General features: G+C 59.7%; 12 protein-coding genes. 8 read left to right on the forward strand and 4 right to left on the reverse strand.

The genetic code is table 11. From position 1 onward, the window contains the following. Window positions 1–109: 109 nt before the first annotated feature. A complete protein-coding gene (locus A3M1_RS0116910; protein WP_018390180.1) occupies window positions 110–433 on the reverse strand; it encodes a DUF736 domain-containing protein in 324 nt (107 codons plus the stop codon). An 833-nt stretch (window positions 434–1,266) separates the two neighbouring features. Between A3M1_RS0116910 and A3M1_RS0116915 the strand changes: the two genes are divergently transcribed. The 6 genes from A3M1_RS0116915 to A3M1_RS0116940 all read left to right on the forward strand — a co-directional run bounded on the left by A3M1_RS0116915 (window position 1,267) and on the right by A3M1_RS0116940 (window position 10,474). Beyond that, on the forward strand, window positions 1,267–2,940 hold the full coding sequence (locus tag A3M1_RS0116915; protein ID WP_018390181.1) for a DUF262 domain-containing protein: 1,674 nt from the start codon (window positions 1,267–1,269) through the stop codon (window positions 2,938–2,940). 97 nt (window positions 2,941–3,037) lie between these two features. Further along, window positions 3,038–4,567 carry an IS21 family transposase gene (gene istA, locus A3M1_RS0116920; protein WP_026221262.1) on the forward strand — a complete coding sequence of 510 codons (1,530 nt, stop codon included), beginning with the start codon at window positions 3,038–3,040 and terminating at the stop codon, window positions 4,565–4,567. Further along, window positions 4,557–5,351, forward strand: a complete 795-nt coding sequence (istB, locus tag A3M1_RS0116925; protein ID WP_018388938.1) for an IS21-like element helper ATPase IstB — start codon at window positions 4,557–4,559, stop codon at window positions 5,349–5,351. Before istA ends, istB begins: the two co-directional genes overlap by 11 nt. Before the next feature lie 94 nt (window positions 5,352–5,445). After that, window positions 5,446–7,395, forward strand: coding sequence for a DUF3883 domain-containing protein (locus A3M1_RS0116930; RefSeq protein WP_018390182.1), 1,950 nt, complete (start codon window positions 5,446–5,448; stop codon window positions 7,393–7,395). A gap of 3 nt (window positions 7,396–7,398) precedes the next feature. After that, window positions 7,399–9,123, forward strand: a complete 1,725-nt coding sequence (locus tag A3M1_RS0116935) for an NERD domain-containing protein (protein WP_245261719.1) — start codon at window positions 7,399–7,401, stop codon at window positions 9,121–9,123. Window positions 9,124–9,292: 169 nt separating this feature from the next. After that, entirely contained in the window at window positions 9,293–10,474 is a 1,182-nt protein-coding gene (locus A3M1_RS0116940) for a Fic family protein (RefSeq protein ID WP_026221356.1), read from the forward strand. Window positions 10,475–10,528: 54 nt separating this feature from the next. Here the strand turns inward: A3M1_RS0116940 and A3M1_RS0116945 are convergent, their stop codons facing one another. From A3M1_RS0116945 to A3M1_RS25960, 3 genes are all read right to left on the reverse strand, one after another. Further along, window positions 10,529–10,954, reverse strand: a complete 426-nt coding sequence (locus A3M1_RS0116945; protein ID WP_018390185.1) for a hypothetical protein — start codon at window positions 10,952–10,954, stop codon at window positions 10,529–10,531. A gap of 347 nt (window positions 10,955–11,301) precedes the next feature. Further along, window positions 11,302–12,039, reverse strand: a complete 738-nt coding sequence (locus tag A3M1_RS25955; RefSeq protein WP_156029617.1) for an alpha/beta fold hydrolase — start codon at window positions 12,037–12,039, stop codon at window positions 11,302–11,304. Window positions 12,040–12,726: 687 nt separating this feature from the next. Continuing rightward, the gene (locus tag A3M1_RS25960) at window positions 12,727–13,299 is read right to left on the reverse strand and encodes a helix-turn-helix domain-containing protein (RefSeq protein WP_026221357.1); all 573 of its coding nucleotides are present in this window, start codon (window positions 13,297–13,299) and stop codon (window positions 12,727–12,729) included. A gap of 75 nt (window positions 13,300–13,374) precedes the next feature. Here A3M1_RS25960 and A3M1_RS0116960 point away from each other — a divergent pair, with 75 nt between their 5' ends. Beyond that, complete coding sequence (locus A3M1_RS0116960; protein ID WP_026221358.1) at window positions 13,375–14,094, forward strand: aspartate/glutamate racemase family protein; 720 nt, start codon at window positions 13,375–13,377, stop codon at window positions 14,092–14,094. Between the two features lie 8 nt (window positions 14,095–14,102). Next, window positions 14,103–14,525, forward strand: coding sequence for a Rid family hydrolase (locus A3M1_RS0116965; RefSeq protein WP_018390188.1), 423 nt, complete (start codon window positions 14,103–14,105; stop codon window positions 14,523–14,525). Window positions 14,526–14,549: the final 24 nt, after the last annotated feature.

Here is a 14,549-nt window from a genome sequence, read left to right on the forward strand (position 1 = left end):
ACCCTGACAACCGCACATCCTGATCGCCGTATTCCCTGACAAACGGTGGGCGGCCATGACCATGACGAAGCCCTGCTCGGGTGAGCGGGGCTTCTTGAGATGTCCGGTCTCAGTCGCCGTTGCGGCGCGACCAGATGAGATTGTGGCCTTCGCCGTTCTTGCCCTCGACCAGGCTGGCGTAGATCGGTGCGGGGAAGCTCGGATCGTCCAGCTTGACGGAGAGATATTCGCGCTGCGTCTCTCGGGCGGTCTTCTTCCAGGCCGCGCCGAATTCCGTGGCCCCTGCGAAGATGCGGAAGTCGGGGCCGCGCTCGCTGTCGCCCTCGGTCGTGACGAACTTCACGGTCTTGACGTTGAGGGTCAGGGTCTTGACCGCGCCGGTGAAGCCAGCCGAGCCGTTGTCGTTCTTGGTGAAGGTGCCGATGGTCGCCATTGCCGTGTTCCTTTTCGCATCCGGCCGCGCCTATCGCGGCATCGATGGTGGTCGTGCGACCGGGGACGATCGGCCCGCACCCGAAGGGGCGGGAACGTAGTGGACGGCGGCCGGCGACGGCTTTTTTGCTTCGCGATGCAAAGCGCGCTCGCGCGCGGCAGAAAAAAGCTGGCGACGGACGTTGCGGGAAGACGAGCGAGGCGCAGCCGGTCTTCGGTCAGACCCAATCCATTCGAGGACGCCGTGGGCGTGGCTGGCAGGCAACTCGGAAGGAAATGCGACAAAATGGCGGCGGTCGGCCTCCGCGCCAGACGTAAGAACGGCGGAGAACTGTCCGTCGGTTCAACCTTCCCCTGACCTCCGACGGCAAGGCCCGTCCATCGTCCATCGGCGGACGTGGCTGCTTCCCGATCTTCACCGTATTCGCAACGCCGGCATTGGCAGGCTGGAGACGATCACCCGCCGTAGCAACGTGACCGTTCCCGCCGCCTAGCGATTCAAGCTTCCCAACGCGCTACCCGACCGAGTGTGTCGATGCCGAGAACGGCGATCCCGCCGTCACGGGCCTACCGCTGCTGCTGTGAACAGACAACTTCATAAGCCCGGCTCGCGCCCGAGCAGGGCTTCATTAGCGGAAGGGCCACCACCCGCCGCTCTTCGCGTTAGCGATTGAAGCCGGATGGCGGAAACACGCCCCTGGCGTGGTTCCGGCGCAGCCGAAAGCGCGGCCCGCAGGGCAACGCCCCTCGAAACCTCCCGGCTTATGTGCAATCGATGGATGATTAGTCGAATCAGAACAACTGAAGCTGATCTTGATCTGGGGGGAATATTTTATGATGCTGCCAAGTCCGACGCATTCGAACTACACAAATCTGCTTACGGACATTGAGCGCGGACAGGTCAAGATTCCGCAATTCCAGCGTGATTTCGTCTGGACGATCCAGAAGTCCGCAGCGTTGCTCGACAGCATTATCAAAGGATATCCGGTCGGAACCTTCATATTCTGGTCGACGAAGGAACGCCTGCGTAGTGTCCGGGACTTGGGAAACACGCCGCTGCCGGAACCCAAGGAAGGCGAGACCGTCTCTTTCGTGCTCGATGGCCAGCAGCGTCTCACCAGCCTCTATGCATCGCTTCGCGGCCTGAAGGTTCAGCGCAATTCCGGAAAGGAAGACGATTTCGCTCAGATGTTCATCAACCTCGAAGCGAGCGAGGACGATCAGATCGTTCTGACCGAGGTTTCGGACTTGCCGGACGCAACCTGGATACGGCTGCATGACCTGATCTACGGCGGCTTCCAGCAGCTCGCGGCATTTCCGCAGCACTACCATGCCCGCCTCTCCGAATATCGCCGCCGGGTGGAGTCCTATGACTTCTCGATCATCCAGGTGAAGGATGTTCCGATCGACGTCGCAACGGAAATTTTCACTCGCATTAATGTCGGCGGCAAACCGCTCAGCGTCTTCGAGATCATGGTCGCTAAGACCTATGACGAGGTACGGGAGTTCGATCTGGCGGAAAAATTCGATGAGCTGATCGCCAAGCTTGAACCGCTGGACTACGAAACCGTCTCGGACGCCACGCTGCTCCAACTAGTCTCTCTGATACTAACCAAGGATTGCAAGAAGCAGACGATCCTCAAGCTCAGCAAAACGGCATTCATCGATGCGTGGCCGCGCGCCATCGACGCCTTTGAGCGAGCGGTCGAGTTCTTTCGCAACAGCTATCGGATACCAGTTTCGCAGTTGCTGCCGTACAATACGCTGCTCGTGCCGTTCGCGTACTTCTTCTACCATCATCCGGACAAGCCCTCGGTCGAGCAAAGACCGCTGCTGGAAGACTTCTTCTGGCGCTGCTCCCTTGGGGCGCGGTACTCGTCGTCCGTGGAGAGCAAGCTGGCGCAGGATGTTCGGCGGATCGATCTTATCCTTGACGGAAAGTCACCGGACTACGACTGGGCCGTCGATATCACGCCGGAATTTCTGCTCGACAATGGCTGGTTCAACGCGGGCAGAAGCTCGATCAAGGCGATCCTGTGCCTCTATGCGTTCCAGCAACCAAAATCGTTCAACGACAATTCTTTGGTCAGCATCCGGAATTACTGGCTGAAACAGGCCAACAGTAAGAACTACCACCATTTCTTCCCACGCGCCTATCTCGGCAAGGCGAAGGTCGAAGAGTGGAAGATCAACAACATCCTCAATATCACGATTGTCGATGACTATCTGAACAAGCGAGAAATCCGCGCCAAGCCGCCTGCGACCTACATGAAGGGCTTCAAGAAATCCAACAAGGCGCTTGCCGAGACCATGAGTTCGCATCTCATCGGCGATCTGGACGAGTTTGGCGTTTGGGAGAATGACTACGAGGCCTTCCTTCAGCAACGCGCGCTGTTGATCAGCGCGGAGTTGGGAAGGCGCATCATCTCGCGGCAGATCGATACGGATGGTCAGCCTGCACGGGATGACGATTACGAGGAAGAGATGGCCGGTGTTGAATTCCATTGAGATCTGACCCGTCTGCCGGGGATTTTTCCATCGAGAAGTGACCCATGTTTTCACCACGTCTCACGCGGGCTACGCGGGGGACAGCGGAGTGATCGACATGGAGTTATTGAGCGTCATCAGACGCTGGCATCATCGGGATCGTCGCTCGATCCGAGAGATATCCCGCAGCACCGGCCTCTCGAGGAACACCGTGCGCAAGTATCTGCGGGCGGACAGCGTCGAGCCGCAGTTTCAGGCTCCTGACCGGCCGAGCAAACTCGATCCCTATGCCGACAAGCTTGCGGCGATGCTGCAGGTCGAGGCTGGCGAGTCGCGTAAGCACAAGCGCACGGTGAAGCAGCTGCACGCCGATCTTGTGACGCTGGGCTATGAGGGATCGTACAATCGGGTGGCGGCCTTCGCCCGGGACTGGAAGGCAGCCCGGCTGCGCGAGCAGCAGACCAGCGGCCGCGGCACCTTCGTGCCGCTGGCTTTTGTGCCCGGAGAGGCCTTCCAGTTCGACTGGTCTGAGGACTGGGCGATCATCGCCGGCGAGCGCACCAAGCTGCAGGTCGCTCATGTGAAGCTGTCCTACAGCCGCGCCTTCATGCTGCGCGCCTACCCACTCCAGACCCATGAGATGCTGTTCGATGCCCATAACCACGCCTTCCGGGTTTTCGGCGGCGTGCCGCGGCGGGGCATTTACGACAACATGAAAACGGCCGTCGACAAGGTCGGCCGTGGCAAGCAGCGCCAGGTCAACATCCGCTTCTCGGCCATGGTGAGCCACCTCCTGTTCGAGGCCGAGTTTTGCAATCCGGCCTCGGGCTGGGAGAAGGGGCAGATCGAGAAGAACGTACAGGATGCCCGCCATCGGCTCTGGCAGCCCCTGCCCAACGTCCCGTCCCTGGCAGCCTTGAATGACTGGCTGGAGAAGCGATGCCGGGAGTTGTGGTCACAGATCGAGCATGGCTCGCAACCCGGTACGATCGCCGATGTGTGGGCCGAAGAGGTCCGGCACCTTATGGCGATGCCCCGCCCCTTCGACGGCTTCGTCGAGCACACCAAACGGGTGACGCCAACCTGCTTGGTTCATCTGGAGCGCAATCGATACAGCGTGCCGGCGTCCTTCGCCAATCGACCCGTCAGCTTGCGCGTCTATCCCGACCGGATCGTCATCGTCGCCGAGGGGCACGCGATCTGCGAGCATCGCCGAGCCTTTGTCCGATCTCATGATCGCCAGAGCCAGACGATCTACGACTGGCGGCACTATCTGGCGGTCGTCCAGCGCAAACCCGGAGCCCTGCGGAACGGGGCTCCCTTCGCCGAGATGCCAACTGCCTTCCGTTCCCTCCAGCAACATCTGCTCAAAACACCGGGTGGCGACCGCGAGATGGTCGAGATCCTGTCCCTGGTCTTGCAGCATGACGAACAGGTCGTGCTCACGGCCGTCGAGTTGGCATGCAAGGCCGGCGTGCCGACCAAGACCCACATCCTCAACCTTCTGCACCGACTGATCGATGGTACGCCGCTGACCACACCAACGATCGACGCCCCTCAGGCCCTCACGCTGACCACCGAACCGCAGGCCAACGTCGAACGCTATGACGCCCTGCGGCGGGCCAGGGAGGTGCGCCATGCGTCATAATCCGGCCAGCGGGGCTATCGTCATCATGTTGCGCAGCCTCAAGATGCACGGCATGGCCCAAGCCGTTAGCGAACTGACGGAACAAGGCTCTCCGGCCTTCGAGACCGCCATGCCGATCCTATCGCAGTTGCTGAAGGCCGAGACCGCCGAGCGGGAGGTCCGATCAACGGCCTATCAGCTCAAGACCGCACGCTTCCCGGCCTACCGCGACCTCAATGGCTTCGACTTCGCCAGCAGCGAGGTCAATGAAGCACTCGTTCGCCAGCTCCACCGCTGTGAGTTCCTCGACGAGGCCCATAACGTCGTCCTCGTCGGCGGTCCCGGCACCGGCAAGACGCACATCGCAACGGCGCTGGGCGTTCAGGCCGTCGAGCACCATCACAAGCGGATCCGCTTCTTCTCCACCGTCGAACTCGTCAATGCCCTCGAACAGGAAAAGGCCCAGGGAAAAGCCGGACAGATCGCCACCAGGCTCGCGCACTCCGATCTCGTCATCCTCGATGAGCTCGGCTATCTGCCCTTCAGCGCATCAGGCGGCGCCTTGCTCTTCCACCTGCTGAGCAAGCTTTATGAGCGCACCAGCGTCGTCATCACCACCAATCTCAGCTTCTCGGAATGGGCCACCGTCTTCGGCGACGCCAAGATGACCACGGCCCTGCTCGACCGCCTTACCCATCACTGCCACATCCTGGAGACCGGGAACGACAGTTTCCGTTTCCGGAATAGCTCGGCAAAACCCGCCAAAACAACCAAGGAGAAATCCAGGAACTTGACCGCCACCTGACCACAGACCACCATCCGGCCGGGTCACTTCTCAGTGGAAATCCAGGGTCAAATCTCCGCGGAAATCAACACACTGGCATTCGGCGAGCGCGCGTATGCGCCAACGCGAACCGCTTTACAGGCGGCTGGGTGTACAAGACGCCCCATCGGCGCGGAACTATGCCGCGCTCCTGCAAGAAATCGCGGCGCAGCCTGTCATTTCGGATGCAGACGCCTCGATTCATGAGCGGTGCCTCGGCTGGCTTGCCGACGCCTTGGAGCGAGAATATCCCGAAGCGCATACAGCGATCGCCAAGATCGGAGACGCACCGGCGCTACTGAATATGCATGGCAGCGTTGTCTGGCCGGATGAAGCCGCGTGGCTCGATTCTGCTGTTCTGGCTGAACCGTTCGCCGGAGCCCTTGATGAGCGGCTGATCACCCCGCCGGTCGTGTCGCGACACGCCGCGGCACGTCTTTTCCGAGAATTTCAGGTCGTGCGCTTCTCGGAGATTGCCCGGCTGCGGCTCGCATTTGAGCCAGTCAGTGTAGCAGATTCAAACTCGACTACGCGGTTGCGCGAACGCGCGGACCTCCTGCTCTGGTTGGCCCCTAGTGATGCGTTCCGGAATCGGCTCCATGATATCCTTTGCGCGGTGGAGGTGCATTTGACCGAAGCGCTACAGGTACAAGCCGAGATCACCGAGTACGATCCGCCTGTTCGATCAGCGCCCACCTCGGCTGCGGCCTTCTACGAGCCAAGCTCGAAGACGCTCTACGTAAAGGGCGACGCCGGGGAAACAATCGACTGGACCGCCGCCTTCAGCGCCCTTTTTGCTTCGCTTGAGCAACTTAGCCACGGCATCGACATGCCACCTCTTATCATGACGGCGGCATTTGTCGCTTCGTTGGGGACAGAGGCCGAAGCGGAGCGGGCGCTACGCAGCGCCAATTATCGCCCACCCGAAAGTGCGTATGACGAGCTGCCGCTGACCGACAGCATTTCCGATGCGCCGGAAGAGGTTGCCGAAGTCGAGCCGGAAGTGGACGGAACGTCACCAGACGGACCGGCCGGCGACGACCCGGAAATCCTTGAACAGGACGATATGCCGGAATCTGCTGAGGATCAGGACAGCACCGAAGACGAAGAATTCGATAAACCCGAAGACAGCGAGCCCCCATCCACTAGCGAGAGCGCCCGGGACCCCGTGGTTGGGGCTGGTACAGCCAGCACATCATCAGCGGGCGGGGTCGCCAGTGACAATCCGTTCAAATCGAGACCGGACGACGGAAGCTTCGGTCAGCAGAATGAAGCCCAAACGCAAAGCGGCGTGGGCGGGACGGATTCGGCGAGTTCTGGCGGCGGTCAGCCCAACAGCTCGGGCGGCTGGCAGCCCCATAGTGATCGGCGTCCTGGCCCAAGTCGGGCCGAGCGGCAGGAGCGCAGGAGCCGAATGCTGTCCTATGTCAACGCCACCCCACGCGACACGGACACATCACCGGTGGGCAGCACAGGGGACGACATCGCGGGCCTGATTGATCTGGCGGCCATTAACGCCGTCATGAAATATGAGAAAAATTCCGGCCGGGTGCCGGTGGAACAGCCGCACAACAATCCGGGTTTTGATATTGTCTCGGCAGGGGGTGACGGTGCGGGGCGGCGCTTGATCGAGGTCAAAGGCCTAGAGGGAGCCTGGACCGAACGTGGCGTTAAGCTGTCCCACGTCCAGTTTGCCACTGCGCAGCAGCATCCCGGCGACTATTGGATCTACGTGGTCGAACACGCCCGTGATCCGCAAAACCACCGTGTCAGCGCCGTCGCGAACCCGTTCTCAAAAGTCATCGAATACTGGTTTGACCACGGCTGGAAGGACGCAACCGAGGAGGTTGCTACCGCCACAGACATGAACCTGGAGGTTGGGGCTAAAGTGAAGCACGCCGTGTGGGGTGTCGGCACGATCGAGCAAGTCAACCGGCGTGGCATCGCCATTTCCTTGCTTGTCGACTTTAAGGATCCGGGTCGGAAACTCATTCCGTTCAACACGAACCTCGAATTCCTGGACTGAGCCATGGCCATTTGCATCCCACCCCCAGACGCTGTGGAATCGACTTCTTCTGGGGAAATGCGCCTTTATTCGGCGCTCAAGGCCCAACTCGACGACGACTATCTGGTGCTGCACTCGGTAGCGTGGATCGCCAAACCTAAGGGTGAAGGCCCCCGGGACGGGGAAGTCGATTTCCTCATCTGCCATCCACGCCACGGATTGCTTGTCATCGAGGTGAAGGGAGGCCGCATCGATTTAGACTACAGCACCAGGCGCTGGACCTCCACGGACCGGCGCGATGTCGTACATGAGATCCACAATCCATTCGATCAGGCGCGCCGAGGAAAGTATGGCATCCTCGAAAAACTGAAGGAAAATCCCCAGTGGCAAAAGCTGGTCATTGGCCGGTTTGCGATCGGGCATGCGATCTTCGTGCCTGATGTGGGCGATGGCGAACGCCTGAAGGGACCGGATGCACCTACTGAGATCATCGGCGATCGAACCGATCTTACGGCGCTGGCATCATGGGTCGAAGGCGCTTTCCAATATTGGGCGTCACAGCCTGGCGACAATCAGCGGGTTAATCCGATTGGCACGCGCGGAGTCGAAACTGCGCGCAAGATTTTTGCGCGCGTGGCCTCGACGCGTCCCCTTCTTTCAGTCCGCCTGGAGGACGAGGAACGGGAACGGGTCACGCTAACCGAACGCCAAGCCGTCATCCTGGATTATCTCTCGCGTCAGCGCCGGGTGATGGTCGCGGGTGGCGCTGGAACAGGAAAAACGCTCATCGCGCGCGAGAAGGCGGTCAGGGCGGCTGAAGAAGGCCTGAGCACGCTTCTGGTCTGCTTCAATCGGGGCTTGGCGGACCATCTCCGCGAACAGTGCGCTGGCATCGCAAATCTGGAGGTGGCCAGTTTTCATCAGCTTTGTCGGCGGTGGATCGACAAGGCCAAGGTCGATTTGGGTCGCGATCTCATTGCCGAGGCGAGGCGTGATTATCCTGGCGGCAATGAATACGACCATCATCAGCCGATCGCCCTGGCGCTCGCGATAGATCTGTTCGGGCCGCACTATGATGCGATCGTCGTGGATGAGGCGCAGGATTTCGGTGACGAATTCTGGATGCCGATCGAACTCCTGCTGTCCGAGCATGAGAAGGGCCTTCTCTATGTTTTTCTCGATGAAAACCAGGACATCTATGGACGTTCGGCGGCAATCCCGATCTCCGGTGAGCCCATGCTCCTCGACAAGAACTGCCGCAACACGAGCCACATTCACGCTGCGGCCTATCGATATTACAAGGGTGCTGCCATCGAAGCCCCCGCCATCGCGGGTGTCGGCGTCGAGATGATTCCCGCCACGGGAATCGACAAACAGGCCCGCGCGATCGCCTCTCTAGTGACGCGACTTGTCGCTGAAGAGAAGATGAAACCTCATGACATAGGCATATTGTTATGTGATGCGGCGGTCCGCGAAGCTTCCGAGCGGGCGCTGGCCGCAACGTCCATCCCCGGCACCGCAAAATGGGGGCGACTGGAGGCCTATCGCCCAGGCTCGGTGACCGTCGATACTGTGGCCCGCTTCAAGGGACTGGAGCGGTCGATCGTCATCTTGTGGGGCCTCGATAGCTGCACGCCTGAAAAAGATCGCGAAACGCTTTATGTAGGGATGTCTCGCGCGAAGTCCCTCCTTTTCCTGTGCGGCGACAAGGTGGCTTGCGAAAGAGCGGTCGGAACTCAGCAGGTTTGAGACTGGTCTCGGACGCTTCGACCTAGTCGGCAAATCCACGCGGCCCCCCACGGGATCGGGGAGACCGTGGGGGGCACGGCCTCTTATTTAAGAGCGCTTACCTTGCCTATCTCACTATTTAAGCCAAACCGCGATTGCTTAAATAGCGATTCTGCGCCATATTGGGCCTATGTCTGAACCCGCGCCCAATCTCCGGCTAGGCCGCTTCGTCGAAACGCCCGTCGCGGGCGAGATGGTGCGCGCCTTCGTGCCGCCATCGTTGCCGCCAGAGCCATCGATAGACGTGCTTGCTCTGCTGGAACGGTTGAGTCTGGCCGAACGCGCTCTGGGGCGTCTGGACGGCATCACCATGCTACTGCCGCGCCAGGAACTGTTCCTCTACATGTATGTGAGGAAGGAAGCGGTCCTCTCGTCCCAGATCGAGGGTACGCAATCGACCCTTTCGGACCTTCTCCGCTTTGAGACCGAGGCGCAGGCCGGTCAGCCGATCGACGATATCCGCGAAGTCTCGAACTACGTCGATGCCATGATGTATGGGCTGGAACGGTTGGAAGACCTGCCGCTGTCGCTGCGCCTGATCCGCGAGATGCACGCGCGCCTGCTGCAAAGCGGTCGCGGTGGCACGAAAAGCCCCGGCGAATTCCGGCGCTCGCAGAACTGGATCGGCGGCACCCGTCCCGGCAATGCGCTCTTCGTGCCGCCGCCGCCGACCGAGATGGATGCCTGCCTCGATGCGCTTGAGCGCTTCATGCACGAGGAAGGCTCGCGTCTGCCCGCCCTCATCAAGGCCGGTCTGCTGCATGTTCAGTTCGAGACCATCCATCCGTTCCTCGACGGCAACGGCAGGATCGGCCGCCTACTGGTCACGCTGTATCTCTGCGTCAACGGGGTGCTGCGCAAGCCGCTGCTCTATCTGAGCCTCTATCTCAAAACCCATCGCGCCGACTATTACCGCCTGCTTCAGGAGGTGCGCGAACATGGCGCGTGGGAAGCCTGGCTCGACTTCTTTCTCACGGGCGTCGCGGATACCGCCAATCAGGCGTTCGATGCGGCCACCCGGATCGTCGAATTGTTCAAGGAAGATCGCGAACGGATCACGGTGGAGAGTGACCGGGCCGGCTCGGCGCTGCGTATCCATGATCTGTTTCAGCAGAATCCCTATCTGACGGCCAACCAGCTCGTTCAGCAGACAGGCCTCTCGGCCCCCACGGTCAATGCGGCGCTCGCCGATCTGGAGCGGTTTGGCATCGTCGAGGAAGTCACGGGCCGCAAGCGCGGCCGCGTTTTCAGTTACCGGGGGTATCTCGCTATTCTGAGCGAGGGCACCGACCCGCTTCCTGCTGCGGTCTGACGGCAACGCGAGATATTTTGAAAGAGCAAACGTGACAGAAAAACTCGAAGTCTATCAAGACATGGCCATCCATGGCCCCATCGCGGAGCGGCCCGAACTGCGCGAAGCGCTCATCACGGCGGCTGTCGATCCCTGGCGAGTGGATCTGGAACGGTCGGCGGAGGTGGCGCGTAACGCTGTGACCTCGGAGGATGGAGTTGATCCCGCAGCCCACGCCATCAGCGGCGTGAACGGTTTCAGTGGCTCGCCCGCCTGTAGGCCCATCGAGCAAACGCCGCCCAGAAGATTGTAGACGGCTGCCTTCTCTCCGTCGCCGCCCAACTCTGCCGCATCGCGCGCCGTCGAGTAATGTCGCCACAGCACCGAGCAATCGACCGAACGCTCGCTGGAGATCGGTATCTCTGGGTCGGCGGCTAAGATATCCGCGAGAACGATTAGAGAAGGTTCGAATTTTTGCTCGGTCTGAGACGCGTTGGCCATAACTGGAATACTCGTTTGGAATTTCAGTAATCCTTGCACGATCACGGCCCATGACGCGACGGTTTCAGCCCCGACTTCGAATCATTGCGGCATTAGAGGGCTATAGCGTAGACGTAGTGCTCATCTTCGTCGGGCGCGGCCCGCCGGGCCCGCCAATTCTGCGCTATGGCGCGATATTCTGCGAGACAGCGACGCTGCTGCCGCCGATTGCCGTACAATCAGCTAGGGCCGAATGCTGGTCGGAGCCGCCCCTTATGACAGCCCCCCTATGACTGGGTGTGGTTGACTGTGGGATCTCGTCGTTCCACCGCTAGCTGTGTCGCCGCACCAATGCTGCCGGCAGACCGCTATCGGTCATCCACGCACGGGACGGTCTGGGCAAACAACTCTGGGGCTTCTGCGATCCATCCATGCCCCATTCCGGGTGCAATCATTGAAACACAACAGGGGATGGACCGCTCAAAAACAGGCAAAGATTGTTTAATCGTTGCATGCTCTTTCTCTCCAGCAATGATCAGGGTGCGCGCGGAGACATTTGGCAGGTCAGGCGCAGCATCAAAATCGATCGCGAGTCGTCCCACGTGCCGCGTTGTTGCCGCTGATGCATTGGGCTTCCCATCTATGTTGCTGATCAAACTGACGTCTGAGCCCCCCATCGACCGGACCATTTTTTCCCGAACGCCTTTGAAGTTCATCATCCAGGATGAGATGGCCATGACTGTCCGCATGGACCGACTCATGGGAATGGGACCGCTTTGGAAACCGCTGAATACTGCATGGCTGAACAATTCCGGATGACGAACCAGAAGTCGAAAGCCGACATAAGAACCCATCGAAATGCCGACTATCGTAACCTTGTAATGAGCCAAACGCCGAATAACAGCGGCCACTTCGTCAGCGGCATCATCAAAGGTTGTAAAGGGCACGCTTGCGCTTTGACCATGCCCCGGCAAATCGATCATCGTGCTGCGGCAATCCGGCAGGTAGGGGATGATCTCACCCCACATCCGTCCATCAAAGCTCGCGCCGTGCAGAAAGAAGATGGGCGCCCCATTTGGCGGGCCAGATTGAACATGATGCAGCAAGTCATTACCTCGACTATTGGTCCCGTCGGCCCATGACGCTCATCCGCCCGGCAAGGTGCGCCGTGCGAAAAATAGGCCTCCACATTTCAAATGAAATATCTGACCTATCAACGCTAGTTTCGAATTTCGAACTTTCGATCGACGTCAGGGCCGGGCAGCATTGAGAAACCGCTCGCCGGGTATGGGAACACTGCCACGCGGCGCAATTGGTGTCCTCGGCCTTCCTTCACCCTTGGTTCCACGCAAATGCGGCGTTAGAGGGGTATAGCGTAGGCGTAGTGCTCATCATTGTCGGGCATGGCCCGCCGGGCCCGCCAATTCTACGCTATGGTGCGATATTCCGGGCGATGGCTACTCATTCACCGCCGATTGCCGCATGGGCGACCAACCACATCTCGAATACGATGCAGGTCAGCCTGTATAGGCAGGAATCGCTAATCCCGGAGGTTCGTGCCGGCGGTCATCACTCCTGAATCCGGACCTTGCAGGCGGTCATCGGCGGTACTGTCGCAGAAGTCAGGTGCAGAACTGTCGTTTTAATCGGGATATTCGCGACGACGCAGCATACGAGCGATATATCTCCCATAAGCGCAGCGCAGGACGTTGGTTTATGGATTAATGACGTCCGCAACAGCGGCGATTCCGACCGGCCTTTTCCTGCGACGGGAAAACGACGTGTCGCCTCGCTTATGTACCTTCCATAATGATGATAGCGGTCGTGTACGGTTCAAGGGCTTCGTAAACATGGGCCTGGTTGCCGGAATACGAAAAATAGTCGCCTGGCCCGAGAGTTTCCACCTTTTCGAGCGGTCCGATCCGGGCGCTCCCACTTACGACAATGACGTGCTCAATAATTCCCCGCGAGTGCGCCTCCGAAATTTTGAGTTTTCCCGGCTGGAAAACCGCACGGTAGATATCCCGCACAGAGCCAATTGGGCAGGTTGAGAGAAGTTTCACCCTAAAATCGGCATCCTCTGCACGTGCTTCATAATCGGGCTCGACGCGTGAGAAGCGGGTACTCTGAGATGCAGGATCGATCAGATCCCTCACATTGATATCAAGAGCCTTGCTCAGCGTCCAAAGTGTTTCCAGACTTGGATTTCCCTCACCCGCCTCAAGCCGTGCGAGATTCGACTTGGCGATCCCTGCGATCTTGGCCAACTCGGTGATCGAGAGATCTTTGTCGCGCCGTTTACCCTTGAGAAGAGCGGCGAAAGCTCGCCTCCTCTCCGCATCACCCGCTTTAGCAGAATTACTCATCTCCGACCCCATTGACGATAATTTACTGTTCTATATAAGGGACAAAGGAGCGATTTAAAGGATGTTCTGCTCATTATGTCCAATTGTCTTACCATTGGGATCGTTGCCTGTTCGTCCGAAGGTGCGGCGCTCTGCTATCGAACAATTTGCGAAAGGTCGGCCGCATTGCTAGGCCCTCACGCCCATCCCGAGGTCGCGCTTCATGGCGCCTCGCTTGCGGAATATGTGGAAGCGCTGAACGCCAACGACCTCGAAGGTGTTGCCGCAATTATGCTTCGCTCAGCCCATCGGCTTGCTGACGCCGGCGCCGATTTTCTTATTTGTCCGGACAATACCATCCATTCGGCAATGGACCATTTCGAAGCCAAGTCACCTTTGCCGTTGCTGCACATCGCGAAAGTGGTCGTCGCGGAGGCGCGAAGGCGCGACGTTCGCCGCGCCGGAATTCTCGGCACGAAATGGCTGGTCGAAAGCGACGTATATCCGAGCGCCCTCGAAAATGCAGGGATCGAATGGCTTCGTCCCGAGCCGAACGAGCGGGCAGAAATCTCTCGGATCATCATGGAGGAACTAGTCTATGGCCAATTCCGAGAAGTTTCCAAAGCCTATTTCCGGGCGCTTATCGAGCGCATGCGCGAGCGTGGGTGCGATGCCGTAATCCTTGGCTGCACAGAAATCCCGTTGATAATCAGCGACGCCAATTCCGCGCTACCGACGCTGGATTCCACGCGGCTACTTGCCGAAGCCGCTGTTCAGCACGCCATTGTGCCGATGGCGGCCACGGCCGATCAATGAACGGCGTCATGGCCGCGCCGGACTTCCGGGCGATCGAAGTCCCTGTCCTGTCCCAGGCGATCCGCGATCTCGGTGTGCCCCTGTCCTTGGTCGTCGAGGCGAGGGGTTTCCTATTCATCTCGGGAATTCCACCGATCGACGTCGCAACGGGTCAGATCGTCTCCGGCGATATCGCAACCCAGTGCAACGCAGCGCTCAAGGCTCTCAAGGCTTGCCTCGAAGCTGCGGGAGAGACGTTTGAAAGCGTGGTCTCGACAAAGATCTATGCCGCCAATGCCGGCCATTATGCCGCTGTGAACGCCGTCTACCGCGAACACTTCCAAAGGCACCTTCCGGCCCGAACCTTCATCGCCGTCGGCTCTTGGCCCGGCGCCTTCGACCTCGAAATTGAGTGCGTCGCCGTCCGGACAGGAGGGGAACCGCGTGGCTAGTAATCGCGGTCGAGATGGGACGGA

It is taken from the genome of Ancylobacter sp. FA202, assembly GCF_000380205.1.
Classification (GTDB): Bacteria; Pseudomonadota; Alphaproteobacteria; order Rhizobiales; family Xanthobacteraceae; genus Ancylobacter.

What these genes read in the sequence shown, in the direction of transcription:
- A3M1_RS0116910 (WP_018390180.1), bottom strand. Translation starts at nt 433, where the DNA reads ATGGCGACCATCGGCACCTTCACCAAGAACGACAACGGCTCGGCTGGC.
- A3M1_RS0116915 (WP_018390181.1), top strand. Translation starts at nt 1,267, where the DNA reads ATGATGCTGCCAAGTCCGACGCATTCGAACTACACAAATCTGCTTACG.
- istA (WP_026221262.1), top strand. Translation starts at nt 3,038, where the DNA reads ATGGAGTTATTGAGCGTCATCAGACGCTGGCATCATCGGGATCGTCGC.
- istB (WP_018388938.1), top strand. Translation starts at nt 4,557, where the DNA reads ATGCGTCATAATCCGGCCAGCGGGGCTATCGTCATCATGTTGCGCAGC.
- A3M1_RS0116930 (WP_018390182.1), top strand. Translation starts at nt 5,446, where the DNA reads ATGCGCCAACGCGAACCGCTTTACAGGCGGCTGGGTGTACAAGACGCC.
- A3M1_RS0116935 (WP_245261719.1), top strand. Translation starts at nt 7,399, where the DNA reads ATGGCCATTTGCATCCCACCCCCAGACGCTGTGGAATCGACTTCTTCT.
- A3M1_RS0116940 (WP_026221356.1), top strand. Translation starts at nt 9,293, where the DNA reads ATGTCTGAACCCGCGCCCAATCTCCGGCTAGGCCGCTTCGTCGAAACG.
- A3M1_RS0116945 (WP_018390185.1), bottom strand. Translation starts at nt 10,954, where the DNA reads ATGGCCAACGCGTCTCAGACCGAGCAAAAATTCGAACCTTCTCTAATC.
- A3M1_RS25960 (WP_026221357.1), bottom strand. Translation starts at nt 13,299, where the DNA reads ATGAGTAATTCTGCTAAAGCGGGTGATGCGGAGAGGAGGCGAGCTTTC.
- A3M1_RS0116960 (WP_026221358.1), top strand. Translation starts at nt 13,375, where the DNA reads ATGTCCAATTGTCTTACCATTGGGATCGTTGCCTGTTCGTCCGAAGGT.
- A3M1_RS0116965 (WP_018390188.1), top strand. Translation starts at nt 14,103, where the DNA reads ATGGCCGCGCCGGACTTCCGGGCGATCGAAGTCCCTGTCCTGTCCCAG.